The 24584-nt window shown below is 68.4% G+C and carries 23 protein-coding genes, 1 tRNA gene and 1 pseudogene; 14 read left to right on the forward strand and 11 right to left on the reverse strand.

Features of this window, described 5'->3' with window-relative positions:
• Positions 1-24: 24 nt before the first annotated feature.
• On the reverse strand, positions 25-1860 hold the full coding sequence (locus NS4_RS14455; protein ID WP_063060054.1) for an acyl-CoA dehydrogenase: 1836 nt from the start codon (positions 1858-1860) through the stop codon (positions 25-27).
• A 320-nt stretch (positions 1861-2180) separates the two neighbouring features.
• Between NS4_RS14455 and NS4_RS14460 the strand changes: the two genes are divergently transcribed.
• Complete coding sequence (locus tag NS4_RS14460; protein ID WP_063060055.1) at positions 2181-2780, forward strand: alpha/beta hydrolase family protein; 600 nt, start codon at positions 2181-2183, stop codon at positions 2778-2780.
• A gap of 45 nt (positions 2781-2825) precedes the next feature.
• On the opposite strand, the gene NS4_RS14465 is transcribed toward NS4_RS14460, so the two are convergent.
• The 3 genes from NS4_RS14465 to NS4_RS14475 form a co-directional block, all read right to left on the reverse strand.
• Positions 2826-3491: a class I SAM-dependent methyltransferase gene (locus tag NS4_RS14465; protein ID WP_063060056.1), complete on the reverse strand. Its 666-nt coding sequence runs from the start codon at positions 3489-3491 to the stop codon at positions 2826-2828.
• A 40-nt stretch (positions 3492-3531) separates the two neighbouring features.
• A complete protein-coding gene (locus NS4_RS14470) occupies positions 3532-4785 on the reverse strand; it encodes an erythromycin esterase family protein (protein ID WP_063060057.1) in 1254 nt (417 codons plus the stop codon).
• Between the two features lie 90 nt (positions 4786-4875).
• Positions 4876-5946, reverse strand: coding sequence for a glycoside hydrolase family 183 protein (locus NS4_RS14475; protein WP_439955790.1), 1071 nt, complete (start codon positions 5944-5946; stop codon positions 4876-4878).
• A 336-nt stretch (positions 5947-6282) separates the two neighbouring features.
• Between NS4_RS14475 and NS4_RS14480 the strand changes: the two genes are divergently transcribed.
• The gene (locus tag NS4_RS14480; RefSeq protein WP_063060059.1) at positions 6283-7803 is read left to right on the forward strand and encodes a TLP1 C-terminal extension domain-containing protein; all 1521 of its coding nucleotides are present in this window, start codon (positions 6283-6285) and stop codon (positions 7801-7803) included.
• Positions 7803-8567 carry a crotonase/enoyl-CoA hydratase family protein gene (locus NS4_RS14485; RefSeq protein WP_063060060.1) on the forward strand — a complete coding sequence of 255 codons (765 nt, stop codon included), beginning with the start codon at positions 7803-7805 and terminating at the stop codon, positions 8565-8567. Before NS4_RS14480 ends, NS4_RS14485 begins: the two co-directional genes overlap by 1 nt.
• A 246-nt stretch (positions 8568-8813) precedes the next feature.
• Here NS4_RS14485 and NS4_RS14490 read toward each other — a convergent pair whose 3' ends face one another.
• A complete protein-coding gene (locus NS4_RS14490) occupies positions 8814-9614 on the reverse strand; it encodes an alpha/beta fold hydrolase (RefSeq protein ID WP_063060061.1) in 801 nt (266 codons plus the stop codon).
• Between the two features lie 279 nt (positions 9615-9893).
• Between NS4_RS14490 and NS4_RS14495 the strand changes: the two genes are divergently transcribed.
• The 5 genes from NS4_RS14495 (at position 9894) to NS4_RS14515 (ending at position 12975) form a co-directional block, all read left to right on the forward strand.
• Positions 9894-10229: a hypothetical protein gene (locus NS4_RS14495; protein WP_063060062.1), complete on the forward strand. Its 336-nt coding sequence runs from the start codon at positions 9894-9896 to the stop codon at positions 10227-10229.
• A gap of 71 nt (positions 10230-10300) precedes the next feature.
• Positions 10301-10879: a hypothetical protein gene (locus NS4_RS14500; RefSeq protein ID WP_063060063.1), complete on the forward strand. Its 579-nt coding sequence runs from the start codon at positions 10301-10303 to the stop codon at positions 10877-10879.
• 52 nt (positions 10880-10931) lie between these two features.
• Positions 10932-11441, forward strand: a complete 510-nt coding sequence (locus NS4_RS14505; protein WP_063060064.1) for an NADPH-dependent FMN reductase — start codon at positions 10932-10934, stop codon at positions 11439-11441.
• Between the two features lie 10 nt (positions 11442-11451).
• The gene (locus NS4_RS14510) at positions 11452-11949 is read left to right on the forward strand and encodes a flavin reductase family protein (RefSeq protein WP_063040833.1); all 498 of its coding nucleotides are present in this window, start codon (positions 11452-11454) and stop codon (positions 11947-11949) included.
• A gap of 222 nt (positions 11950-12171) precedes the next feature.
• Positions 12172-12975 carry an alpha/beta fold hydrolase gene (locus tag NS4_RS14515; protein WP_063060065.1) on the forward strand — a complete coding sequence of 268 codons (804 nt, stop codon included), beginning with the start codon at positions 12172-12174 and terminating at the stop codon, positions 12973-12975.
• A 200-nt stretch (positions 12976-13175) separates the two neighbouring features.
• On the opposite strand, the gene NS4_RS14520 is transcribed toward NS4_RS14515, so the two are convergent.
• Positions 13176-13991, reverse strand: coding sequence for a class I SAM-dependent methyltransferase (locus NS4_RS14520; RefSeq protein ID WP_063060066.1), 816 nt, complete (start codon positions 13989-13991; stop codon positions 13176-13178).
• An 84-nt stretch (positions 13992-14075) separates the two neighbouring features.
• On the opposite strand from NS4_RS14520, the gene NS4_RS14525 reads away from it, so the two are divergent.
• Positions 14076-14558 (forward strand): GbsR/MarR family transcriptional regulator, encoded by a 483-nt coding sequence (locus tag NS4_RS14525; protein ID WP_084487270.1) that lies wholly within the window; start codon positions 14076-14078, stop codon positions 14556-14558.
• A gap of 174 nt (positions 14559-14732) precedes the next feature.
• On the opposite strand, the gene NS4_RS14530 is transcribed toward NS4_RS14525, so the two are convergent.
• Positions 14733-14806 (reverse strand) — tRNA-Gly (locus tag NS4_RS14530).
• A gap of 93 nt (positions 14807-14899) precedes the next feature.
• Positions 14900-15274, reverse strand: a complete 375-nt coding sequence (locus tag NS4_RS14535; protein ID WP_063060068.1) for a VOC family protein — start codon at positions 15272-15274, stop codon at positions 14900-14902.
• 145 nt (positions 15275-15419) lie between these two features.
• Between NS4_RS14535 and dcd the strand changes: the two genes are divergently transcribed.
• Positions 15420-15995: a dCTP deaminase gene (dcd, locus tag NS4_RS14540; RefSeq protein WP_030524835.1), complete on the forward strand. Its 576-nt coding sequence runs from the start codon at positions 15420-15422 to the stop codon at positions 15993-15995.
• A 27-nt stretch (positions 15996-16022) separates the two neighbouring features.
• On the opposite strand, the gene NS4_RS14545 is transcribed toward dcd, so the two are convergent.
• A complete protein-coding gene (locus NS4_RS14545) occupies positions 16023-16592 on the reverse strand; it encodes a TetR/AcrR family transcriptional regulator (protein WP_063060069.1) in 570 nt (189 codons plus the stop codon).
• Between the two features lie 95 nt (positions 16593-16687).
• Here NS4_RS14545 and NS4_RS14550 point away from each other — a divergent pair, with 95 nt between their 5' ends.
• Positions 16688-17191 carry a hypothetical protein gene (locus tag NS4_RS14550; RefSeq protein ID WP_063060070.1) on the forward strand — a complete coding sequence of 168 codons (504 nt, stop codon included), beginning with the start codon at positions 16688-16690 and terminating at the stop codon, positions 17189-17191.
• 137 nt (positions 17192-17328) lie between these two features.
• Here NS4_RS14550 and NS4_RS14555 read toward each other — a convergent pair whose 3' ends face one another.
• Entirely contained in the window at positions 17329-17775 is a 447-nt protein-coding gene (locus tag NS4_RS14555) for a hypothetical protein (RefSeq protein WP_063060071.1), read from the reverse strand.
• Between the two features lie 237 nt (positions 17776-18012).
• Between NS4_RS14555 and NS4_RS14560 the strand changes: the two genes are divergently transcribed.
• The 3 genes and pseudogenes from NS4_RS14560 to NS4_RS14570 all read left to right on the forward strand — a co-directional run.
• Positions 18013-19389 carry a helix-turn-helix domain-containing protein gene (locus tag NS4_RS14560; protein WP_063060072.1) on the forward strand — a complete coding sequence of 459 codons (1377 nt, stop codon included), beginning with the start codon at positions 18013-18015 and terminating at the stop codon, positions 19387-19389.
• A gap of 118 nt (positions 19390-19507) precedes the next feature.
• Entirely contained in the window at positions 19508-20761 is a 1254-nt protein-coding gene (locus NS4_RS14565; protein WP_063060073.1) for a pyridoxal phosphate-dependent aminotransferase, read from the forward strand.
• Positions 20762-21185: 424 nt separating this feature from the next.
• Positions 21186-22352 (forward strand): annotated as a pseudogene (locus NS4_RS14570) (YibE/F family protein); the annotation flags it as partial.
• 401 nt (positions 22353-22753) lie between these two features.
• Here the strand turns inward: NS4_RS14570 and NS4_RS14575 are convergent.
• Entirely contained in the window at positions 22754-24451 is a 1698-nt protein-coding gene (locus NS4_RS14575) for a DUF7159 family protein (protein ID WP_157106052.1), read from the reverse strand.
• Positions 24452-24584: the final 133 nt, after the last annotated feature.

Raw genomic sequence — 24584 nt, forward strand, 5'->3', positions numbered from 1 at the left:
GACGCCAGAGGCGGCGCCAAAAACTCAGAACGCGGCTTCGTCGAGCTCCATGATGTCGTTGTCGAGGTTCGACAGGATGGTGCGGGTGGCGGTCAGTTCCGGCAGGATGTTGCGGGCGAAGAACTGTGCCACGGCGACCTTGCCCTGGTAGAAGCTCTTGTCCGCGCCTTCGGCGCCCGCGTCGAGGGCCGCGCCCGCGACCTCGGCGTGGCGTAGCAGCTGCCACCCGATGAGCAGGTCGCCGACCGAGAGCAGGAAGCGGACCGAGCCGAGGCCCACCTTGTACAGCTCTTCGGGCTGTTCCTGGGCGCCCATCAGGTGGCCGGTGAGAGTGGCGGCCATGGCCTGCACATCCTCGAGCGCGGTTGCGAGCAGTTTCCGCTCACCCTTGAGGCGGCCGTTGCCCGCCTCGGCGTCGATGAACTTCTGGATCTGGCCGGCCACGTGGGCCAGAGCCACACCGCGATCGCGGGCGATCTTGCGGAAGAAGAAGTCCTGGGCCTGGATGGCGGTGGTGCCCTCGTACAGCGAGTCGATCTTGGCGTCGCGGATGTACTGCTCGATCGGGTAGTCCTGCAGGAATCCGGAACCGCCCAGGGTCTGCAGGGATTCGGTGAGGTACTGGTAGGCGCGCTCGGAGCCGACGCCCTTGACGATCGGCAGCAGCAGATCGTTGACACGGGCGGCAGTGTCGGCGTCCGCGCCGGAGACGGCGGCCGCGACATCGGCGTCCTGGTGGGCGGCGGTGTAGAGGTACACCGCGCGCAGGCCTTCCGCGTAGGCCTTCTGGGTGGCCAGGCTGCGGCGCACATCCGGGTGGTGGGTGATGCTGACGCGCGGCGCGGTCTTGTCGGTCATCTGGGTGAGGTCGGCGCCCTGGACGCGCTGCTTGGCGTAGTCCAGTGCGTTCAGGTAACCGGTGGACAGAGTGGCGATCGCCTTGGTGCCGACCATCATTCGCGCGTGTTCGATGACCTCGAACATCTGCGCGATGCCCTGGTGGACCTCGCCGACGAGCCAGCCCTTGGCCGGCACACCGTGGCCGCCGAAGGTGACCTCACAGGTGGCCGATACCTTCAGGCCCATCTTGTGCTCGACATTGGTGACGAAGACACCGTTGCGCTCGCCCAGTTCGCCGGTCTCGTGGTCGAAGTGGAACTTCGGTACGAAGAACAGCGACAGTCCCTTGGTGCCCGGGCCGGCGCCTTCGGGGCGGGCCAGCACCAGGTGCATGATGTTCGGGAACAGGTCGTCGGAGTCGGCCGAGGTGATGAAGCGCTTCACGCCCTCGATATGCCAGGAGCCGTCCTCCTGCTGTACCGCCTTGGTGCGGCCGGCGCCGACATCGGAGCCGGCGTCGGGCTCGGTGAGCACCATGGTGGCGCCCCAGCCCTGCTCGACGGCGATCTTGGCCCACTTCTTCTGCTCTTCGGTGGCGTTGTTGTAGAAGATGTTGGCGAAGCCGGGGCCGGCGGCGTACATGAAGGCCGCGGGCTGGGCGCCCAGCACCAGTTCGGCGATGGCCCAGTAGGCGGCGCGGGGGAAGTCGATACCGCCGAGCTCGGGATCGACGGCGTAGGAGTCCCAGCCGCCTTCCTGCAGGGTGCGGTAGCTCTTCTTGAACGATTCGGGGATGGAGACGGTATGAGTTTCGGGGTCGAAGACCGGGGGGTTGCGGTCGGCGTCGGCGAAGGATTCGCCGAGTGGTCCCTCGGCCAGTCGGCGCACCTCGTTCAGCATCTCCTTGACGGTGTCGGCGTCGAGATCGCCGTAGGCGCCGGAGTCCAGGATGCTGCCCAGGCCGAGTACCTCGAAGAGGTTGAACGCCAGGTCGCGGACGTTGCTCTTGTAATGACCCATTGTGATACTCACTCTCCGTTGAGTCGGGTGCGGTCGGTGTTCATACCGTTCCCGCCCGTCGGTTGCCGTCGGGTAGCTGTCGCATAACGGCAGGCTACTCACGGGTAACTTATTCATTATATTACCGGCGAGTAAGGCGGTCGGCAACGGACTCGTGCCGCAATGTGACGCGCGGAACAGGCGCGACGTCCTCACCAGCGGTTTCGGTCCGATCTCGGGCGGTGGCCCGCCGGGTTCGCCAACATAACGGCCTGGTCGGCTTTACTTCCACCCGCGTGCGGTGCGCCGATCGCGGCGGGCTCCGCCCGTTAGGGTGGGGCGTGCGGATCGAAACGGACTCAGGGCCCGCCGAGGCCGAGATCGATTACCCGGATGTCCCCGCGTTTCTGCTGGTCTTCACCCACGGCGCCGGCGGCGGTGTGGACTCCGCGGATATCTCGGCAGTGCGTGATAGCGCGCTGGCCGCCGGTGGGGTGGTGGCCCGGGTGCTGCAGCCGTACCGGGTGGCCGGGCGCCGCGCGCCCGGCAAGCCCGAGCCCCAGGATCGGGCGTGGGTGGAACTCGTCGGCGCGCTGCGTGCGCAACTCGGGCCACAGTTGCCACTGGTACAGGGTGGGCGCAGCAACGGAGCCCGGGTGGCGTGCCGGACCGCGGTCGAAGTCGGCGCGCGCGGGGTGGTCGCCGTATCGTTTCCGCTGCACCCGCCCGGAAAGCCGGAGAAATCCCGCCGCGACGAACTACTGGCCGCCGGCGCCGCCGAGGTGGTGGTGATCAACGGCGGCAGCGACCCGTTCGGTATCCCGGATGCCGCCGATGCCGCCGAGGTGCGGGTGATACCGGGCCAGCCGCATTCCTTCCGGAAGGGTTTCGACACCATCGCCGAAACCCTTGTGCCGTGGTTCCGGCATTGGAGTTCTTGACGCCATAGTCCGCCGTAGACGCCGGGTAACCGGCTCGACCCCCGGCTACTGCTCGGGCAGGGGTTTGCGCGCCACGACCAAGGCGTCGATCGCGTCCCCGCCCTCGGTCGGGCGCAGAACCTCCCGGGCCGTGTCGATATCGAGCCCGGAATCGGCGCCCAGATCGGCCACGATGTCCTCCGGCGTGAACAGGATCGCCGGATCCTGCGGACCCCCGTATCCCCGGGCCGGGTTCTCGCTGTGGTGACCGAGCACCAGCAGCATTGCTCCGGGGGCGAGCGCGGCGGCGGCCCGCCGGAGCAGTCGCCGGCGTTCGGGAGCCGGGAGGTGCAGGAAGACCAGCAGGATCAACTCCCATGGGCCGCCGAGGTCGAGGCCGGGATCGGTGAGGTCGGCGCACTGCCAGGTGATCCGTTCCCGGATCGACCGGGCGAGCCGGGTCGCCACGGTTCGGCCCTTGTCGATGCCGACCTGTGAGAAGTCGATGCCGTGCACCCGCCAGCCGTGCGTGGCCAGCCACAGTGCGTTCCGACCCTCGCCGCAGGCCAGATCGAGCGCACGGGGAAGTTCCGGTATCTCCCCATCGGGACCGGGCAGACGTGGTACGCGCCGGTCCAGACCGTGGACGAACTCCACCACGGTGTTGTTCGGGGGCACGCCCCACACCAGTTCGCTCTGTACATAGCGCGCATCCCATTCGGCCGCCTTCATACGGCCAAGTGTATGGAGGCGGCCGGGGATCGCGGATCGGTCAGGCCGCACCGGTCTCGGGCAGCCATCGCACCGGGCTGGTTTCGCGGATATGGATCAGCGCGTCGAAGGCCTCGCGCAGTGATTCCACCCGGAATCGGGCTTCCTCGTCGCGAGCCGGGTCGTACACGCCGCTGATCACCCGCAACAGGGCGGGTGCGGCGGCCCAGGACCGGACCGCCGCGGGCGCGTCGCCGCCGAGATCGACGAACCAGGCGGGCAGATCCACGGTGCCGAGGGTGGTATCGAGCAGACCGGGCAGCGGATCCGGCGCCTGGACCAGGCCGAGGTCGCCGTGATGGAAACCGATCGCCACCGATCGGTAGGCGGTACCGAAATAGGCGCGCAGCCCGGCGCCCTCGGTGTACATCGGCTGCGCGGCCGTGGCATTCGGAGTGGTCGCCGCGATATGCGCTGTCCCGTCCCAGTACACGATCCGCGCGCCGGTGCGTACGTGATGATCGATCAACCTCCGGGCGGGGTCCGGGTCGCCACCGCCGAAGCCGCCCCGGCCGGCCACACTGCGCTCGTGGAAATCCATGATCGAGCGCAGGAGTTCGGTGACGGTGCCGAATTCGGCCGCCGCGTCGGTATCGGCCGGGCGGGGCAGCGATTGCACCAGGTCGAACGCGGCCCGGGCGTCTTCGGCGAACGGGCGCCCGGGGTGGATGCCCTGATGGCGTTGCACGTGCTCGTCGATTCGGTGCGCGGTGCGAATCGGCGCCAGATGCGATTCCAGTTCCGCCAGCCGGCCGGGCGCCCAGCGGCGCACCCAGGCGAGCACTTCGTCGTAGTCGGCCGGTTCGGCAGCCGGTGGCTGCACGCCGAGGATGCCGACCGGATCGCCGGGGTGTTCGGCGTTGTAGGCGCGGATCCATTCGAGGGTCGCGACGGATTCGCTCGTGCGCAGCGGTCGCCACGCGCCGGCGAGCGCCCGGTGGGGATCGCCCGCACCGGTGCGGACGTAGGCATCGAGCCGCGCGCCGGACCGGGCATTGTCCTGGATGGCCAGCGTCCGGAAACCGTGTTCGCTGACAAGCACGCGGAAGATCCGATCCCGCACACCGTAGGTCTGCCGGGAGAACCGGGTGGATTCGCCGATTCCGACCACTGTGGCCGCGGCCAGGCGGTCGGTCAATCCGCGCAGGTCCGATCCGGTGTCGGCGGCGTCGGTGCCGAGTATGGGCTGCGCTGCGCCGCGCAGCCACTCGTGCACCGCTTCGGTGGCGCCGGTCGGGTTCGAGGTGGTGGTCACGAGAGCTCCTGAGGTGTCGATGGAGTGTCGCGAACCAGCCTTGTACCTCAACTATTGTTCAGGTCAAATTGGTGAGTCGCACCGGGACTCTCACAGTTGGGTGCGCATCAGGACCACGTTGTACTGATTGTGCAAAGTGGTGAGGAAGTAGAGATCATCTCCGGTTTGGTAGGGAAAAATCGATGGCGCGTATGCCGTGGGCAATTCACGGGTATCGATCAATACCCGCGGTTCGCTCCACGGCCCGGCCGGTGACGGCGCGGAACGCATCACCACCGAGTTGAAGGGGTCGGTGGTAAGTGAGACGAATCGGCCGAGGTAGTCGTTCCACATCACCGACAGTTCCCCCACGCCGTGCATGATGGGCCGGGCGGCATTCACATCGCGTTTCCAGGCACCGCCGTCCCAGTATTCGTAGGCGGCCAGATTCTGTATATCCGGCTCCCGGACCCGGGATATATAGGCGGCGTTGTCGCGACCCGATGCCGTGCCGTAGACATAAACGAAGCCGCCGTCCTTCAGGAAGGCGTTCATCTGGAAATTCCGGTTCGCGCCCTCGTTGGGCCGTCGGGTGAAGGCGAGATCCGCCCAGGTTTCACCGTTGTCCGCCGAGGCCGCCAGTCCGGAGTAGTTGGTTGTCCATTCTCCGGGGGTGTCCCAGGTTTTCACCGACATCAGGCTCATGTACTGCACGCCCCCCACCGAGATTCCGGCGGTAGGAATGCGGCTGATCTCCAGCAGCGGGATCTTCGGGCTGGGGATGAGGTCTCTGGCCTGGCCGAACACATCTCGGACGACACTGTCGAAGAAGATTCCCTGACGTGGGTCCTGAGTATGACTGCGCACGAGCACATTGCTGCGCCAGGACCACATACTGCCCGCCAGCAGGTTGGGGAAACCGACCCCGGCGGTATCGCCGAAAGCGGTCAGCATTTCTCCCTGCCCGTTGTCCCACATGATGCCCAGGTCGGTCCCGATCATGTTGTAGTTGTGGGTATTGTTCGGGCTCGCCATACCGGTTACCTGGAAAACGGCCCGAGTGGCTCCGTGTAACTGGGGGAGACCGTTGGTGCCGTTGAGAACGGGAATCGGATTGATGGCGTTGGGATTCGCCGCGGCCGGTGCGGTGACTGCGATCAGGGCAGCCGATGCGCCCGCCAGCACAGAAATAAGTATCGAGCGGGTTCTCTTCAACTCCGTCGGACCTCCGGGTCATGTCAAAGACACCGCGGGGGTATTCGCGGCGCCTCGATGGATACACGGAACATTTCGACTGGCAGACAGAACGCGGCCATGTTATCAGCGCATCGAGCCTGATCAGACGCATTGTCGGCGGTTCTGTGCGGGTGTCATTCGCGGCCGCGACAGCGACGTTGCCCTGCTTCGGCGGTACGGTCGCGGGGCCTCGGCCCCCGGGCGACATAGATCACTCCATGGTCTAATCGGAAGTTAACCGCGTATTTCAGCGGGAGACTTCAGCGAGGAAGCGGAGGACGCATGCTGCCAGCCGGAATGGACCCGCGCACACCGGTGCTCGTCGGCGTCGGACAGGTTGTGCACCGATCCGGTGAACCGGGCCTGCCGGGACCTGTGGAGCTGGCGACCGAATCGCTGCGCCGGGCCGGCGCGGACAGCGGGACCGGGGACGCGCTGCTGCGCTCCGCGGATGCGATCGCCTCGGTGGCCCCGGTGAGCCGCCAGTACGCCGACCTGGGTGCCCTCGTCGCCGCCGACCTGGGGATCTCGCCGAAGCGGACACTGCAATCGGCACCTTATGGCGGGGATGCCCCGCAGCGGCTGCTCAACCTACTGGCCCGCGAAATCGCCGAGGGCCGATCGGATATCGCGTTGCTCTGCGGGGCGGAATCGGTCGCCTCGTGGAACGCGGCCAAGCGGTCCGGGACCGACCCGGCCTGGCCGGAGCAGGACCAGAGCGCCCGGCCCGACCAGATCGTCGGCTCCGACGCCGCCCCCAACACCGAGATGGAGCACGCGGCGGGACTGTGGGGCCCGATCTATGTGTACGCGCTGATGGAATCCGCCATGCGCAATCGGCTCGGCCTCGACGAACAGGCCCATCAGGCCCGGATCGGCGGGCTGTGGTCACGCTTCTCCGCCGTGGCGGCGCGCAACCCGTACGCGTGGTTGCCCCGGGAGCGCAGTGTGAGCGAGTTGATCACCCCCGGATCCGACAACCGGATGGTCTCCACCCCGTATCCGAAGCTGCTGATGGCCAATCTGACGGTCGACCAGGGCGCGGCGCTGATCCTGTGCAGCGCCGCGGCGGCGGACGCGGCCGGGGTGCCGCGGGAGCTGTGGGTCTTCCCGCACGGTGGCGCCACCGCCACCGATACCTGGTTCGTCTCCGAACGCACGGATATGGCCGCGTCCCCGGCCATCGCCGCGGCCGGGCGGGCGGCGCTGGGCGGGGCGGGTATCGGCATCGACGATATCGCCCATATCGATCTGTACTCGTGCTTCCCGGTGGCCGTACAGGTGGGCGCGGCGGCACTGGGGCTGTGCATCGACGATCCGGCGCGGCCCCTGACGGTGACCGGCGGCCTGACCTTCGGCGGCGGCCCGGGTAACAACTACAGCACCCACGGCATCGCCACCATGGCCGAGATCCTGCGGCGCAACCCGGGCGACTACGGCCTGACCACCGCGCTCGGCTGGTACATCACCAAACACGGGGTAGGGGTCTACTCGGCGAAACCCCCCGCCGAGCTGTTCCGGCCGGTGGAGGCCGAGGTGCCGGTCGCGCGGCGGGACACCGCCCCCGGCTACACCGGTCCGGCGGTCGTCGAGGCCTACACGGTTCCGTATCGCAAGGGCAGCGCGGGTGACGAACCCGAAGCCGTTGTGGTGAGTGCGCTCAACCCCGCCGGTGCCCGCATACTTGTCCGGGCGACGGACAGTGAGACGATCGCGGCGGTCACCGCGGGCGACCGATTGGGCGCCGCCATCGAGATCACCGCCGCCGACCGTTTCATGCTGCGTAGCGAGAGGACCGCCTGATGACCGAGACCGTGCTCCTGGACCGGTGCGATGCGATAACCGTGCTCACGGTGAACCGGCCCGCGGCGCGCAATGCCATCGATCTGGCCACCGCGAAGGCGATCGAGGCGGCGATCGACGAGTTCGAGGCCGACGATTCGGCCCGGGTCCTCGTGCTCACCGGCGCTGAGGGGACCTTCAGCGCCGGAATGGATCTGATCGCCATGACGCGCGGTGAGGTGCCGGTGACCGAGCGGCGCGGCCCGCTCGGCATCACCTCGAATCCGCCGGCCAAACCGATGATCGCCGCGGTCGAGGGGTTCGCTCTTGCCGGCGGTTTCGAACTGGCGCTCTCCGGCGACCTGATCGTGGCCGCCCGGGACGCGAAATTCGGCCTCCCCGAGGTGAAACGCGGTCTGGTCGCGGCGGCCGGCGGCGTGATGCGGCTGACCCAGCGGTTGCCGCGCAGTATCGCCGCCGAACTGGCGCTCACCGGCGGGCGGATCAGCGCCGAACGTCTCTACCAGCTGGGCCTGGTCAATCGGGTGACCGAACCGGGTGAGGCGCTCGAGGTCGCGCTGGAACTGGCCGGTGAGATCGCGGCCGCCGCCCCGCTGGCGGTGGCCGCCAGTAAACGGATCATCGACGAGACCCCCGACTGGACAGCGGCGGAGGGTTTCGCCAAACAGGGTGAAATCGCGCTGCCCGCGCTGGTTTCCAAGGATGCGGCCGAAGGCGCGCTGGCTTTCGCGGAGAAACGCGATCCGGTGTGGCAGGGCCGCTGAGGTCGGTGGCCGGAGTAGGCCGGGTCGCAGTCGGCGCCCGGCAACTCGCGTCTGCGGACCCGGGTTCTCTCAGGTGCCTGCCGGAGCGGTGATCCGGCTCCGCGAGGCCGGAAGTTCCACGAGAGCCGCTTACGCCGGCCCGGTGGGCGTGGTGTCCGGGGAGGTCGGCCGGGTGATCGGTGGTCGACCGCCGGCACCTGTCGGCCGAGCACCCCACAGCGATCCGGGCACGTCCTCGGACCCTGGTCAGGGGGCGTCGTCACGCAGGGTGGGCAGCCAGTCCAGGAGTACGCGGGCGCAGCCCTCGGGGTCGTCGTAGAAGGGTGTGTGGCCGCTACCCGCGAGTGTGACGTGCCGCGCTTGGGGGAGCACCTCCCGGGCCCGCCTGCTCTGGGTGGCGTAGGTGAGCAGGATGTCGCGGTTACCCCAGGCAATCGTCACCGGTACCTCGGCGAGTGCGGCGGGGTCGTGCAGCCGGGCGTCGGTGAACGAGTCCAGGGCCGGGGAGAAACCCAGAGAGTCGATGGCGCCGCGGGCGGTGTCCAACGCGACCTGGGCGTCGACGGCCCACGGTTTGCCGAAGACCAGGCCCAGGAAGGCGGTCCGGCCGGCCGGGGTGGCGAGCACCCTGGGCATGGCCGGACCGAGAATTCGGCCGAGTTTCTTCGACCGGCCCAGCGCCTGCTGGCACCACACCCGGCCGGCGGTGTCCCAGAAGAAGATCGGGGAGAAGGCGGTGACCGAGCGGGCCAGGCCGCGGGCGCCCAGGTTCAGCGAGATACCGCCGCCCATCGAATTGCCCGCCAGATGGGGTCGTTCGATGCCCTGGTCGGCCAGGAAATCGGCGAGCGCGTCGGTGAGCGTGTCCACGGTGGTGCGCGGTAGCGGAGCGGAGCCGCCGAAACCGGGAAGATCCACCGCGATCACCTCGTAGTGGGCGGCCAGTGCGCCGATGACCGGCTCCCAGACCTGCCACCTGCTGCCGACGCCGTGAACCAGCACCAGCGGTTCACCGCGGCCTTCGCGATGGTGCTCGAGGATCGTCATGTTCGCCGCTCTCCGATCGGGACGCGATTCCGGGGTTCCCACACTAACAGCAGGCAGCAGCCCTCAGTTTGCTTCGCGTGCGGCATCGGAGCCGGGCGGGCGTGCTCGGCGTCGGCCGTGCGGGGCGCGCCGGCTGTGAGCCACGTCGGAATTTCCGGCCCCGGGTTGCACGCCGTATGTGACTACGACTACACACATGCGTGGACGTCGGCGGGTGGCCGCGGGTGCTGTTCCCCGGTCGACGCGGCGTTCGTGCGATACATCTGAGAGAGGAACCCGGTGCGGAAGACACTGATTACCGCGACCTTCGTCATTCTGCCGCTGTTCGCGGCGGCCTGCGGTAGCGATACCGACTCCGCGCCGGCGCTGACCGAAGCGGACCTGTCCAAATCCCTGCAGGAAAAGGGACTCCAGGACCCCGCCTTCGCGGACTGCGCCGCGAAACTGTACATCGGCGAAGGTATTTCGCAAGACGGCCTGCGGACCATGGTCAGTGACGAATTCGATACCCGGATGGCGGATCCGGAAACCCTGGGTATGAGCCAGGAGGACGCCGACAAAGCCCGGGCGGCGACCAACAAGATCGTCACCGAATGTCTCGGTAAGTCGCAGTAGTCCTCATGCGGAAATGATTCTCGCTGAGCGCAATACTGCTTTCGGGAATCACCTCCTAGCAGCATGCCTGCATGACACCACAGAAGCCGCCCTTCGCCGCGGCCCGTACGGCCGCGGTGATAGGCGCCGACCCGGCGGGCGTCACCGCCGCGCTGGGGTTGCTCGACGCGGGGTTCGACGTCGCCCTCTACAGCGATCGTGACCAGAACGCGTTGCGCGATCGCACCCGGCCGGGTGTCCGGGCCGTCGCGGTGGCTCCGCGGCCGACGGGGCCGGCCGGGAGCGGCCGCCGCCCGGGTCGTACGCCGCGGCCGCCCGGCCGTATCGCCTTCGACGGGTATGTCGGTGTCACGGTCGACAGTTCGTTCGAGACCTCGGGACCGATCGCCGCTTTCGTGGAGCGCGGCGGTGCCTTCCTGGTGGAATCGGTGACGCCGGAATCGCTGGGCGCGATCGCCGCGTCCACCGATCTCACCCTGGTCGCCGCCGGTCGCGGCCGCCTGGCCGGATACTTTCCGGCCGTCGCGGGCCGGCCCGTGCACCGGGGCTCGCCCCGGTCCCTGCGGGGGCTCTACGTGCTCACCCGGACCACCGGTTCCGATCGCGTCGAGCCGAACCCTCCCGCCGCGGGGCCGAGAATGGTGCACTGAGAAGCACAGCACCAGTCGAGTCCGGCCCGCGCCGGAGACAGGAGGCGCCGGCGTGTCCGTGGCAGTTGTGGTCGGCAACCCGAAACCGGCATCTCGAACTCTCTCCGCGGCCGTCGCCCTCGCCACGGCGCTGCGGCCGGATGCCGAGCCGGTGGTCATCGATCTGGTCGAATTCGGGCCTGGTCTGCTGGGCTGGGGCGACCCCGCGGTCGCCGAGGCCGCCCGCACCGTCGCGGCCGCCGAGCTGGTCGTCTTCGCCAGCCCCACGTTCAAGGCCACCTACACCGGTCTGCTGAAACTTTTCCTGGAGCAGTTCGACGGCGGTACCGGCCTGGCCGGAGTACTGGCCGTGCCCCTGATGCTGGGTGCCGGTCCCGCGCACGCGCTCGCCCCCGATCTGCTGCTCAAACCGGTCCTGGTGGAACTGGGCGCGACCACCGCCCTGCCCGGGCTGTATCTGTCCGACCGGACCTTCGCCGAGGACGGCGTACTGGACGCCTACGCGCAGCGGTGGCGTCCGGTGGCGCAGGCGCTGGCGGCCACGGCAACCCATTCGAAGTGAAGGGCTGATCATGAACGATGTCTTCGAAACCCCCGCCGACGGAACCGGCCTGCGTCGCGCCTTCGCCAACTTCCCGAGCGGGGTCGTCGCGGTCTGCGCAGAGGTCGACGGGAAACCGGTCGGCCTGGCGGTCAGCACTTTCGTCCCGGTCTCCCTGGATCCCCCGCTGGTGTCGTTCTGTATCCAGAACAGCTCTTCGACCTGGCCCAAGCTGGTCGACGCGGGCTATCTCGGCCTGAGTCTGCTCGGCACCGACCAGCAGGAGGCCGCACGCTCGCTCAGCTCCCGCACCGGAGACCGTTTCCGTGATCTGGAGCTGCACGAGGGCACCGGCGAAGCGGTGTTCATCCAGGGTGCCTCGGTATGGATCGAGGGGTCGCCCGAAGCGCATGTACCGGCCGGTGATCACACCGTGGTGATCCTGCGGATCAATCGGCTGGCCATCCACCCCGACCGCGAACCCCTCGTCTTCCACGGCTCGCGGTTCCGCCTACTGCACGCCAGCTGACCGGCGGGGCGGCACGGTATCGCCCCGGATGCCGCCGGCCGGGTTCGCTGGGCGAGGGGGTCGCCCACCCGCCGATGCCGTCGAGCCACGCCGGTGCGCTGCGGAGCGTCCCCGCACGGTTGTGAGCCGCCGGCCGGCCGGCATGCCGGGCATCCAGGAGAAGTCGGCGAAACCGGCGGCAATTCGCTGGAGGAGTGCGCCCGGCTTTGCGAGAGTAGCGGCATGTCACAGTTCACCAGCGAGCCGCCGGCGTCCTTCGATTCCTTCGACGGAACGCGTATCTATTACCGGCGGGTGGGGTCCGGCTCACCGGTGATCATGATCCACGGGTCCGGCGGGGGCCTGCATTCGTGGCAGCCGGTGGCCGAATACCTGGCGGACCGGTTCGAGTTGTGGCTGCCGGCCCGGCGCGGCTACGCACCGAGCGGCCCCGGCCACGCTCCCAAGCACTACGCCGACGAAGTGAGCGATCTCGGCGTGATCATCGATATGATCGGCCGGCCCGCGCATCTGGTGGGTATGTCCTACGGCGCCACAGTCGCCCTGCACGCCGCGGCGGCCGGACTCCCGATCCGTTCGCTGGCACTGTGGGAGCCGCCGCTGTACGCGGCCGGCGCGGAACTGGCGCCGGTGCTGACCAGGTTCGAAGAACTCATCGCCGAGGGCGAACGCGGACGGGCGGTCCGCCTGCTGGCGGAGAAGGTATCCCGTGTTCCGGCGGCGCTGCTGGAGACCGCGGAGGATATCGAACCGGACGCGAACGAACCCGACGACTCCTACGGCTGGAGCCGTGATCTCGAGTCGATGATCGCCGATACGACCTATCTCGACCGCTGGTCGAGTGTGACCACCCCGACGCTGCTCATGCGCGGCTCCGATACCTGGCAGCCGATACCCGAGACGGTCGAGCGGCTGGCGACCGGAATGCCGCACGCGCGGCTCGAGACGTTTCCCGGGCAGTCGCATTTCGCGCCGTCGACGAGTCCGGAAACCGTGGCGAGGACTCTCGCGGAGTTCATCTACTAGGCCTCGAGAACCGGCACCGGCTCCCGGCCCAGCACGTCCACGCTCGTCCCGATACCCGGCCCTCCCACATTCCGGGCGTGAAATCCACGCCGGCGGGCGGTGATCTCGCCATTCGTCCGTGGGGTCCGCGCAGTGTTCGGCGCATCCGCGTGTCGACGCTCCGGCGTGATGGGACACCGCTTCCAGAACGGGTGCGCTGTTCAGAACCGGAACCGCACGATGCGGGTGGACCGTTTCATGCCCGGCAGCAGATTCAAGAGGCGGAATACGCGGCGTGCGTTCGCGGGCGCCTTGGCCATCAGCAGTGGTGAGTCGTTCATCGGCGCCTCGTCGATGTACTCGAGTCGCGGGTGCCAGTCGGCCAGTGCGGCCGGATCGTCGAAGCCGCAGTGGAACCGGGTGTCGTACTTGCGCAGCGTGGGGTCCCATCGCGAGGTGCGCCACGCCCAAACCGCCACCGTGTCGATCTGGATCTGCCCGGTGGGGAATGCGTCGACAACGCTGGTCAGGAGGCGCCGGGCGTCGGTCTCGGTCAGGTAGGGCACCAGTCCCTCGGCGATCACCAGCACCGGGCGGCCGCGGGGGATGCGGTCCAGCCAGGTCGGATCGGTGACGTTGGATTCGATCAAGGCGTAGTGATCGCGCGGCGGCAAGAACTGTCTGCGCACGTCGATCATGGCGGGGTAGTCCAGGTCGTACCAGTCGACGGTGGCGGGCGGATCGATCCGGTAGACCCGGGCGTCGAGGCCGCAGCCCAGGTGCAGCACCACCGCGTCGGGGTGATCGGCGAGGAAACTTCGAGCCCAGTCGTCGTGGGCCTTGGCGCGCACAACGGCGACGAGGCCCAGTTGGCCGGTGCCGAATCTGCGGTCGTCGTAGCCGGGGTCGAGGCGGCGCATCACCTGCTCGGCGTACTCGTCACCGAGTATCGGGTCCGGCAGCCGGTTGTCCAGCGCTTTGGCCGCGAGGACGGGACGGGCGGTCTTCTGCACTCCAACGAGTCCGCTGTCTTCCATGCTCGCATATACTACTGATATTTCACGAATTTCGTGAAGTATGTGATGTATAGCTGCGGAAGATACGACGAGGAGACCATTTCAGTGACGCGAGCGGATGAGAACGCCATAGCCGCCTTCCAGGAGCGGTTCGCGCAAACCATGATCGAATCCGGCATGCCGCGGATGGCCTCGCGTGTGTTCGCCGCACTGCTTGTCACCGACTCCGGCAAGCTATCGGCCGCCGAACTCGCGGAGCGGTTGGGTGTCGGTGCTCCGGCCATCTCGGGGGCGGTCAAATACCTGGTGCAGGTACGGCTTGTCGAACGCGGCCGCGAACCCGGTAGCCGGCGTGACTTCTGCCGGGTCCACGAGCACACCTGGAGCCACTACATCAGCCAGTCCGACCCGGTCCTGGTCCAGGTGCAGGTCGGCGCCGCCGAGGGTGCCGCTCTGCTGGATCCCGCCTCCCCCGCCGGGCGGCGACTGGACGAGACCCGCCGGTTCTTCGAGTTCCTGCGCGCAGAGATCGAACAGTCGATGGTCGAGTGGCGGCGGCTGCAGGCCGCCGAACGCGAGCCCGGCTGATGTCGGTGGCCGAGCGCCGAACTCGGAAGAAGTTGTCCAGGTATGACTTTCGCCGGTCGGGTGGCAGTCGTCGCCGGATCCGTGCAGCCGCTGCGTTCCCTGGGCGGCACGCAACAGCTCGGGGTCGGTGGCGCAGAGAGAAGTAGGACGAACGGTATTCGACCGAAGTGAGGGTGGAGCCGGTGACGGGAATCGAACCCGCGCCATCTGCTTGGGAAGCAGAGATTCTGCCATTGAACTACACCGGCCTGCGCCCACGGGCGCGATGGGCAGCTTAGCAGAGGGCGGGCCGGAGCTCTAAATCTTTCGGTTCACGCTCCGGCCATCCGTGCCGCCTGAGGTCAGCGTTCGGACCAGACTCCGAGCTGGTTGCCGCTCGGGTCGGTGAAGTGGAAGCGGCGGCCGCCCGGGAAGTCGAAGGGGCCTTCGGTGACCGTGCCGCCGGCCGCTCCGACGCTGCGGAGAGTGGTGTCGAGATCATCGGAATACAGCAGGACCAGGGGGCCGCCGCCGGTCGGGACCTCGTCGGTGGGGGCCAGCCCGCCCGCTTCACCCGCGGAGCCGTCGAAGCGGCGGATACCGGCGTAGGCGGGCCCGTAGTCGTTGAACTCCCAGCCGAACGCCGAGCGATAGAAGGTTTTGGCGGCGTCGAGGTCGGTGACGGCGAGTTCGATGTAGTCGATGCCGTGATGGGTGTGGGCGCTCGTCTCGGACACGGGCTTACCTCCTGATTCGCTGCGGGCTCGCGTGGGCTGCGGATGGCTTCGCCCAACGGCAGGAGTATGCCCGGGGACTGTGACAGGAAACCGCACCGCGCGGACCGGGGGCTCCCCCCTGCGGGACGGTCGCTACGCTCGTGGCGTGCTGCTTTCCGATCGTGACATCCGGGCGGAGTTCGCCGCCGGACGGCTCGGGCTCGAACCGTTCGAGGACAACCTGGTACAGCCGTCCAGTATCGATGTGCGGCTGGACCGGATGTTCCGGGTCTTCAACAACACTCGCTACACCCATATCGACCCGGCCCAGCGCCAGGACGAGCTGACGAGCCTGGTGGAGCCCGCCGAGGGCGAGCCGTTCGTACTGCATCCGGGTGAGTTCGTGCTCGGGTCCACCCTGGAGGTGTGCACCCTGCCCGACGACCTGGCCGGGCGGCTGGAGGGTAAGTCGAGTCTGGGGCGGTTGGGGCTGCTCACGCATTCCACCGCCGGGTTCATCGACCCCGGGTTCAGCGGGCACATCACACTGGAACTGTCGAATGTGGCGAATCTGCCGATCACATTGTGGCCGGGTATGAAGATCGGGCAGCTGTGCCTGTTCCGGTTGACCAGTCCGGCCGAGAATCCGTACGGCAGCGCGGGTGCCGGATCGAAATACCAGGGGCAGCGCGGACCGACGCCGTCGCGGGCGTACCTGAATTTCCCGGCGCCCAGCCGGTGACCGCGTCCCGGAGCTGAGCGGACGTCGCTACAGGTCGTCCGTGGCACGCGGGCCGAGCACGAGGTCGTTGGCCCGGGCCAGCACCGCCGCGCGGTCGGCGCCGTCGAGCGGGTCGGCGGCCAGGAAATGCATACCGATGCGCGCGCAGAAGGCGAGCAGGCTGCGCGCCTCGACTTCCACGGGATCGTCGAAGTAGGTGCCGATCATCTCGCGTAGCAACGCCATGCGCTGGTTGTCCACCCGGCGCAGGCGGGCCGCGACTTCATCGTCGCGGCGGGCCCAGTCGCGCACGGCGAGGTCGATGGGCAGCAGTTCGGGGGATAGGGTCAGTGCCCCGGCCCGCTGGATCTTGGTCCGGGCGTCGCCGCCTTCACGCGTGACGCTTTCCAGTACGTCGTCGATGCTGTGCCGTTCCCAGGTGTCCAGCATCGCCTCGAGCAGTGCGTTGCGGTCGGCGAAGTACCCGTAGAAACCGCCCTTGGTCACGCCGAGCGCTTTTGCGAGCGCTTCGACGCGGACGGCGTCGGGGCCGCCGCGGGCCAGGGCGCGTAGCCCTTCGTCGATCCAGCCGGCACTCGTCGTCCGTACCGCGCCCATGTGTCTCCCTTCACGATCTCAGGATCTATACGCCACCGTATATTCCCGCTAGCGTCTTATATACGGCAGCGTATAACAGGAAGTGGGTGCCGAAGATGAGCGAGAATTTCGAGCTTTCCCCGGCCGTCGGGCCGGCCGCCCGTCAACAACACGAGATCGACGAATCGATCCGGGCGCACAGCGGGATGGTGGTATACGACTACGCCGACCAGTTCACGATCGACACGTCGCACGCAGCATCGGCGACACCGGAAGAGTGGGCGCGCACTGTCCTCGGCGAAGTGGCCGGCGCGCGGGGGCAGTTCGTCTGGCGGGTCGTGCTGGGCCTGCGGCTGCGGCGCCGATCGGCTGCCGGGCAGGTGGCCGGATGGCCGATCGTCGAACGCGGTGCCACCTGGATCACCCTGGAGGCCCGGTCATGGCTGCTCAGCGGCCGTCTGGTGGTCGAGGTAGCCGACGGCACCGCTTCGGTGGGCACTTTCATCCACTACGAGCGTCCGATGGGCGGGCGGGTCTGGGGCGCCGTATCACCTGGGCATCGACGTTTTGTGCCGGTGCTGCTGACCGAGGCGTCACGGATCCTGCCGACCCGAACGTGACCGACCCTTCGGTACATCGGTTCGGCGGCCGGACGGCCCCTGGGCCGGGGAGCCGGGGTAGGCCGGCCGGACACGCCGTAGCGGCCGGGCGGGCTACGTCCGGCGGGCCCGGCCGCCGGACGTAGCCCCATCCCCGGTCATTGCGCGGCACCACCGGCCAGCAACGCGGCGTTGATCACCGTGGACAGCGGGGGGAGCAGGCCGTCGCGTTCCGGTGGTACGACCCAGTTGCATCCCTCGCGGTTCCAGCGGCCCAGTCCGGTGGGCAGCATGACGGCGCTGCCCACCCCCGGAATGTCGATATCGATACGCTGCAGCATTTCGACCACTTCCGGATCCGGCCGGCGATCCGGGTAGGCCAGGAAACTCCAGCGAATCTGGCGGGCGAGCATGGGCACTCGAATCTCCCGTGAATCCAGCAGGTCGCGTACGGCTTTCGCGCGCTCGGTCGGTAGGTGGACGATGCAGGCCCGGCTGGTGATCGGCAGCATGACGAAACCGCCGCGTTCGGTGACCGGTAACCCGAATTCGTGGCGATAGTAAGCGGCCCAGTCATCGACCGTTCTGAGCTTTTCCACGTTCACGGTGAATCCCCTTGCCTCCTGCTGCCGAGCCTCCCTGGCGTGCCGAGTCACGGCCTGTGCCGGACTCGCCGACCTGTCCTTCCAGGATCGCGTCCGCACCGGCGCGTCGGAACCGCCTACACGCTCCCGTTCCACTGCCCTTGCACTGCCATTGCCGGTAGTGGCGGATTTCCTTGTGGTTGCAGTCACATTCGGCTCGTACCCTGGAGACGGAAATCGTTCGGAAAGGGTGACAACGTGGTCGGCCAGTGGTCTGGAAGGGAGGCCCGGGCGCTTCGCGAGGCCAAGCGAATGAGTATCCGGGAGTTCGCGGCACATCTGGGTGTGCACGAACGACTGGTGTCCAAATGGGAGGCCGGGGGCGACCGGGTGCATCCGCGTCCGGTCAACCAGGCTGCCCTGGATACCTGTCTCGCCCGATCCGACGATGTCGAACGGACCCGGTTCGCGGCGTTGACCGTCCCCGAACCTGTTCCCGGTCCGCTTCTGTACGCCGGCCGCTACGCCACGCCCGGCGGATATTCCAATGACGCCGAACTCCTGGCCCTCATCGACAACGGTGCGGCCCGCGGGGAAGGGCTGGCGGCGATTTCGGAGAGGGACCTGATCATGGCGGCAGCGCACGAGGCGAGCGAACACGCGGGCCGGGCCGAGAGTACGAATATCGGTCCGAGCACGCTGGACCAACTCGACGCCGATGTCACGCGGATCGCCAACGACTACGTGCACACTCCGCCGATGCCGATGATGGTGGAGATGCTGCGGGTGCGGCGCCGGGTGTACCGGCTGCTCGAGGGCCATCAGCGGCCCTCGGATACCGGCCACCTGTATCTACTGGCGGGCTCGCTGTCGGGACTGCTCGCCAACGCGAGTACCGATCTCGGCTACCTGGACGCCGCCGGGGAACAGATCCGGGCCGCCTGGGCGTACGGGGAACTGTGTGGCCACAACGGATTACGGGCCTGGGCCCGCGGGATGCACGCGCTGATCGAATACTGGTCCGAACGGCCGCACCGGGCGTTGCAACTGGCGCAGCACGGGCAGGAGTACGCGGATTCGGCCACCGCCGCGGTGCGCTTGCACAATATCGAGGCCCGGATCTGGTCGAAGATCGGCAGTACCGCCGATACCGAGCGGTGTATACGCGCCGCCGCCGACGCGAGTGCCGGGGCCGGGACCGACAGTCTGCACGACGAGGTGGGCGGGGTGTTCGGCTTCTCCGACGCCAAGGCCAGTTATTACGCGGGCGCGACATATATCCATCTCGGTCTGGCCGAACCCGCGCTGGCGGCCACCGCGCGCACGATCGAGCTCTACCGGACCGGTCCCGCGCGGCAGCGCTCTTACGGCGCCGAATCCCTGGCGCGCGTGGATTCGGCCGCCGCCCATCTGATCAACGGCAGCATCGACGGCGCCGCGGCGGCGCTGCTGCCGGTCCTGGCGCTCGACGAGGACAAGCGGATCGCCCAGCTGGAGGAACGCCTCACGGGCCTGCGGCGGCGGATCTGCGCGCCGGCTTTCCGCGGGGTCGCCGAGGCGCGGGCCCTCGATGAGCGGATCGAGGAATTCTGCGGATCGACCGTCGCCCGCAGCCTGCCCCCGGGCAGCGGATAGCCCCGGACCGCCTGGCGGGACGAGCGGGCCGTCGGGCCGCCGTTCACCCCTCCCGTCAGCGGTAACCGTACCGCGCCGGGCGGGGCGGGCAGGATATCCGCTTGCCCCTGGTGGCACCATGGATCGGGTGAGTACTGGCCATTCGCACCCCGCGCCCCGGATTCTGGAGCAGTCCAAGAAGCTGCAGAATGTCGTCTACGAGATCCGTGGACCGGTACACGCACACGCGGCACGGCTCGAAGCCGAGGGTCACCGCATCCTGAAGCTCAATATCGGTAACCCCGCGCCGTTCGGGTTCGAGGCCCCCGATGTGATCATGCGGGATATGATCGCCGCCCTGCCGACCGCGCAGGGCTACTCCGAGTCCAAGGGCATACTGCCCGCTCGCCGGGCGATCGTGACCCGCTACGAGCTGGTCCCCGGTTTCCCCGAACTCGATGTCGACGATGTCTACCTCGGCAACGGGGTCTCCGAGTTGATCACCATCACCATGCAGGCGCTGCTGGACAACGGCGACGAAGTGCTGATCCCGGCCCCCGACTATCCGCTCTGGACGGCGATGACCAGCCTGGCCGGTGGTACTCCGGTGCACTACCTGTGCGACGAGGCCAGTGGCTGGCAGCCCGATGTCGCCGATATCGAATCGAAGATCACCGATCGCACCAAGGCGCTGCTGGTGATCAATCCCAATAACCCGACCGGTGCGGTGTACTCGGCGGAGGTGCTACAGCAACTCGTCGACCTGGCACGTAAGCACCGGCTGCTGCTGCTGGCGGACGAGATCTACGACAAGATCCTCTACGACGACGCCAAGCACATCTCCCTCGCGTCACTGGCGCCCGATCTGCTGTGCCTCACCTTCAACGGTCTGTCGAAGGCATACCGGGTGGCCGGTTACCGGTCCGGCTGGTTGGCCATCACCGGGCCCAAGGAGCACGCGGCCGGATTCCTGGAGGGGGTGGATCTGCTCGCGTCCTCGCGGCTGTGCCCGAATGTTCCTGCGCAACACGCCATTCAGGTCGCGCTCGGTGGCTATCAGAGCATCGAGGATCTGATCCTGCCGGGTGGCCGGTTGCTGGAGCAGCGGGATGTGGCCTGGGAGCGGCTGAACGCGATTCCCGGCGTGTCGTGCGTGAAACCCAAAGGCGCGCTGTACGCGTTTCCTAGGCTGGACCCCGAGGTACACGAGATCCACGATGACGAGAAGCTGGTGCAGGACCTACTGCTGCAGGAGAAGATCCTGATGGTGCAGGGCACCGGCTTCAACTGGCCGCACCATGATCATCTGCGCATTGTGACCCTGCCCTGGGCTCGCGATCTCGCCGTTGCCATAGAGCGTTTCGGCAATTTCCTCACGAGCTATCGCCAGTAGCGGGCCGGGTAACCATGGTCAAAACAGACTCGCCATCCGGATTAAACCGAATTTTCTGAACTTACTGGCACAAGAGCGGATCCTGTGTGTACAGTGGTCCTCGGCACTTCAAAGTGCCCGGCCAGGTTGTCTACCCCCCCTGGGCAACCTGGTCCTCGGGTTAGGCCGCCTACCCCCCTGGGCCGCCTGCCCGCGGGCGGCGGAGACATCCCCCTGCTCTCCGCCGCCCCTTCCCGAGGTCCCCGGAAATCCAGCGAAATCGCAGCGTAGGCCGCATCTGCCGATAACGTCGGCCGTCTGCGAATCCTCTAGGCTGACCGGGGTGAGCGACCACCATCACCATCACGACCACTCTCGGCCGATCGCCATCGGCGCGACCGCCGCCCGCGTCGTGGTCGGTCTCCTGGTCGCCATCGGAATCATTGTGGTCGTCGCCACGATCGCCCTGTGGCCCGACCGGCAACAGGTCGAGATCCCGCTGCCCATGCAGAACGCCGATGGGACCGCGGTTGTCACCGAGGCGGGGAAGGTGATCCGGCAGGATATCGGGGCCTGCGGCAGTCCGTCCATCGGCCGGGTCTTCGACGGTGAACCCCAGCCGCCCGCCATGCAGGTCTACGACTGTCAGCGCAGTCTTATCGCCATCGAATCCGGTCCGCACGAGGGCAAGCACACGCTGCTGGAAATCGCTCCGGGCCCCGGGCAACCCGATCTGGCCGCCGGCGACGATCTGCGGATCGTGCGGCAGACCGGTCCGGACGGGACTCCGCTGTACTCGTTCGACGATTACGCGCGGGGTATGCCACTGAGCCTGATCGTGCTGGCCTTTGTCGTGGTGATCGTGGTGGTCGCCCGCTGGCGCGGGGTACGGGCGCTGCTCGGCCTGGTATTCGCGTTCGCGGTGCTGGTGGTCTTCCTGCTCCCCGCACTGCTCGACGGTAAGCCCGCGATACCGGTGGCGCTGGTCGCCGGCTCGCTGATCCTGTACGCGGTCCTTTATCTGGCGCACGGTGTGAATCTGCGCACCAGCTCCGCGCTGCTGGGCACCCTCACCTCCATGGTGGTGGCGGCGGTGCTGTCCTGGCTGACCATCGAGGCGACCACGCTGACCGGTCTGTCCGAAGAGCAGAACACCAATGTCGCCACCTATATCGAGCACGTCAGCATCACCGGTCTGCTGCTGGCCGGGTTCATCATCGGTTCGCTCGGTGTGCTCAACGATGTGACCATCACCCAGGCGTCCGCGGCATTCGAACTCGCGGAATTGGACAAGAAGGCGAGCCGGCGCGAAGTGTTCGCCGCGGCCATGCGGGTGGGCCGCGATCATATCGCCAGCACCGTCTACACCCTGGTCCTGGCCTATGCCGGTGGGGCGCTCCCGCTGCTGCTGCTGTTCAGTGTGGCGGGTCGGCCGATCCGGGATGTGCTGGTGGGCGACGCGGTGGCCATCGAGATCGCGCGGTCGGCCGTCGGCGGTATCTGCCTGGCGCTGTCGGTGCCCTTGACGACCGGTATCGCGGTCATGCTGGCCCGGCCCTTCGGCAGCAAACCCGCCGGCGGCCCGGCCCCCTCGGCCCGGCGGGCCGCGGCGGCCCGGCGCTCCGATACCGGTACGCACCGCAAGGTCGCCCGCCCGGGCGGTTCCGAAGGCGGTGCGCCGCGCAACCGGTCCGGCCGTGGTTATCAGCCGTGGCCGACGACCGGGGAACAGCCGCGGGTACCGCGCGGCGGCTCCGGCGATCCGCGACCGGGCCCGCGAACCGGTGAGACGCCGACCCCGCGGGGCGGGCGGTACGGGCCGCCGCGGTCCGCGCAGCGATATCCCGGACGACCGGAGCCGGGGGACCGGCAACCCGGGCCGCCGCGTCCGGACAACCAATGGCCGTACAGCAGTGAGCAAGGTGAGAGCCGCCGGCGTCCGGGCCGGCCGGGGCCGGGGTACGGCGAGGGCTGAGCTGCCGGCGCGGCCCGCAGCTCAGCCGGGTCGGGCGGTCAGGGGCTCGGCGGCGGCGGGAACAGCGGGGGAATGGTCGGGACGATGATCGGCGGCAGACCCGGCACCTGGAAGGTGTTCGGGCCGGCGGTGGTTGTGGGTGTCTCGGTCTCCCGAGGCGCGGCCACCGGAGGCGGTTCGGCCAGCGATTCGTGCTCCGGCGCGGTGGTCAGTGACGCTCCCGCCATGCCGGGCCGCGCCGTGGGCGAGGTCGCGGAGGTCGCCGGCGGCGGGGTCGTACCTTCGACGGTGGTCGATTCCTGGCGGAACATGTGCTGGCCGTAGCCGAGACCGATACCGATCGCGGCCACTACCACCAGTGCGCTCACGGCCACCGCGGCGACGCCGAGCTCACGGCGCGGCCGTTGCGGGGGTTCCCGGAACGACCGCTTGGGCATCAATTTCTGCGGAATCCGCAGCGCGACGGTCGGCGGATCCTCTTCGGGGGTCAGTTGCGGACTCGTGGACGGGACCGGGCGCGCCGCTACGGTCTGCGGCGCCGCCGCGGCGCCGCTGGGATAGCGCTCGGGGGCACGGCGCTCCGGGGCGGGAGCGGTGTGGGCAACGGAGTCGGCCGGCAGGTCGTCCACGCTACCGGCGGGCGGGCCGAAGATTCCGGGTTGCGGCATAGGCGCATTCGCGCGTGCGACAGTCGGCACGGCAACGGTCGCTTTGATGGCCGCGTCATCCGGTGCCATCGGCGGGGTTGCGAGTTCGGCTCCGAAAATTCCGACCTGTGGTGCGAGCGGCGGTGCCGGGGTATCGGTCGCCCGCGCCGCGGCGGTCGCAGGTGGCGGCACCGAACTGTCCGAGCGGGGCAGGCCGGCGGCCGGACGTGACTCCGGCGCCCGCTGTGCCAGCAGGGCGGCGCCGCGCGCCGTCGCCGCCTCCGGTTCCGGCGGCACCAGCACCGGCATCTCCAGTATTTCCCGGAGTGTGCGGCTGACCAGGGGGATACGGACGCCACCGCCCACCGCGAGCACAGCCTGTACCGGTCGTCCCGAACGGCCGATTACCTCGCGGGTGGAGTGGACCGAAGTTTCGACGGCCCGAGCGATGAGGGCGGTGAAATTCTCCTGGGTGAGCAGTACTGGTCCGTAATCGCTGGGCAGTGCCACCGCGGAGGTCCCCGAGAGCTTTTCCTTCGCCGAGCGGCACAGCGCATCCAGGCGGGCCAGACCGTCCGGGCCGGGTGGATGGGCGATCCGGCCGGAGTTGATCTGCTGCTCCCGGATCAGCGAATCGAAGTATTCGCCGCTGATATCGCCCGTGCGTTCGGTGTGCACGATCTGCCCGCCGGCGACCTCTACAACGGTGACCGACAGACCCGATGCGCCCAGGTCGTAGACGCCGAGCGTGCTCACCCCGGCCAGTGCGCCGGAGGCGGTGGCGAATTCGAGCGTGGCCTCGATATCGGGCACGATGTCGTAGTCGTCGAGTCCGTGTTCGGCCATTGCCACCTGCATGGCCTCCGCCTGCAGTTCGTCGCGACAGGCCAGGACGGTCCGGGCTATCCCGGGGTCGGAGTTCAGCGCGGCGGCCACCGAGAGCGCGGCCCGCTCGGCACTCTGGGTCTCGACCGGGACGACGAAGGTCCGCAGCTCGAACGACAGCGGGTCGGACGTCGGGCCACCCGCCGGTGGGCGCGCCAAGCGGATCGCGCCGGTTCCCACCGACACTCCCAGTGCTGAACTCATCGGCAGCCCATCCGTACTTCCCGCTTCACGATCTGCGAGCGTCGCCCGGTCGATGGTGACGGCTCATCCCCCGAACCACTCGTGTCGACAGTACCGCCCGGTCCCGTCGCCGCGGGAGGCAGCAGCCACCGGC

The sequence above is a fragment of the Nocardia sienata NBRC 100364 genome, from assembly GCF_001613205.1.
Lineage (GTDB): Bacteria > Actinomycetota > Actinomycetes > Mycobacteriales > Mycobacteriaceae > Nocardia > Nocardia sienata.

What these genes read in the sequence shown, in the direction of transcription:
- NS4_RS14515 (WP_063060065.1), top strand. Translation starts at nt 12,172, where the DNA reads ATGTCACAGTTCACCAGCGAGCCGCCGGCGTCCTTCGATTCCTTCGAC.
- NS4_RS14550 (WP_063060070.1), top strand. Translation starts at nt 16,688, where the DNA reads ATGAGCGAGAATTTCGAGCTTTCCCCGGCCGTCGGGCCGGCCGCCCGT.
- NS4_RS14465 (WP_063060056.1), bottom strand. Translation starts at nt 3,491, where the DNA reads ATGAAGGCGGCCGAATGGGATGCGCGCTATGTACAGAGCGAACTGGTG.
- NS4_RS14500 (WP_063060063.1), top strand. Translation starts at nt 10,301, where the DNA reads ATGACACCACAGAAGCCGCCCTTCGCCGCGGCCCGTACGGCCGCGGTG.
- NS4_RS14480 (WP_063060059.1), top strand. Translation starts at nt 6,283, where the DNA reads ATGCTGCCAGCCGGAATGGACCCGCGCACACCGGTGCTCGTCGGCGTC.
- NS4_RS14510 (WP_063040833.1), top strand. Translation starts at nt 11,452, where the DNA reads ATGAACGATGTCTTCGAAACCCCCGCCGACGGAACCGGCCTGCGTCGC.
- NS4_RS14575 (WP_157106052.1), bottom strand. Translation starts at nt 24,451, where the DNA reads ATGAGTTCAGCACTGGGAGTGTCGGTGGGAACCGGCGCGATCCGCTTG.
- NS4_RS14545 (WP_063060069.1), bottom strand. Translation starts at nt 16,592, where the DNA reads ATGGGCGCGGTACGGACGACGAGTGCCGGCTGGATCGACGAAGGGCTA.
- NS4_RS14520 (WP_063060066.1), bottom strand. Translation starts at nt 13,991, where the DNA reads ATGGAAGACAGCGGACTCGTTGGAGTGCAGAAGACCGCCCGTCCCGTC.
- NS4_RS14455 (WP_063060054.1), bottom strand. Translation starts at nt 1,860, where the DNA reads ATGGGTCATTACAAGAGCAACGTCCGCGACCTGGCGTTCAACCTCTTC.
- NS4_RS14565 (WP_063060073.1), top strand. Translation starts at nt 19,508, where the DNA reads ATGGATCGGGTGAGTACTGGCCATTCGCACCCCGCGCCCCGGATTCTG.
- NS4_RS14490 (WP_063060061.1), bottom strand. Translation starts at nt 9,614, where the DNA reads ATGACGATCCTCGAGCACCATCGCGAAGGCCGCGGTGAACCGCTGGTG.
- NS4_RS14485 (WP_063060060.1), top strand. Translation starts at nt 7,803, where the DNA reads ATGACCGAGACCGTGCTCCTGGACCGGTGCGATGCGATAACCGTGCTC.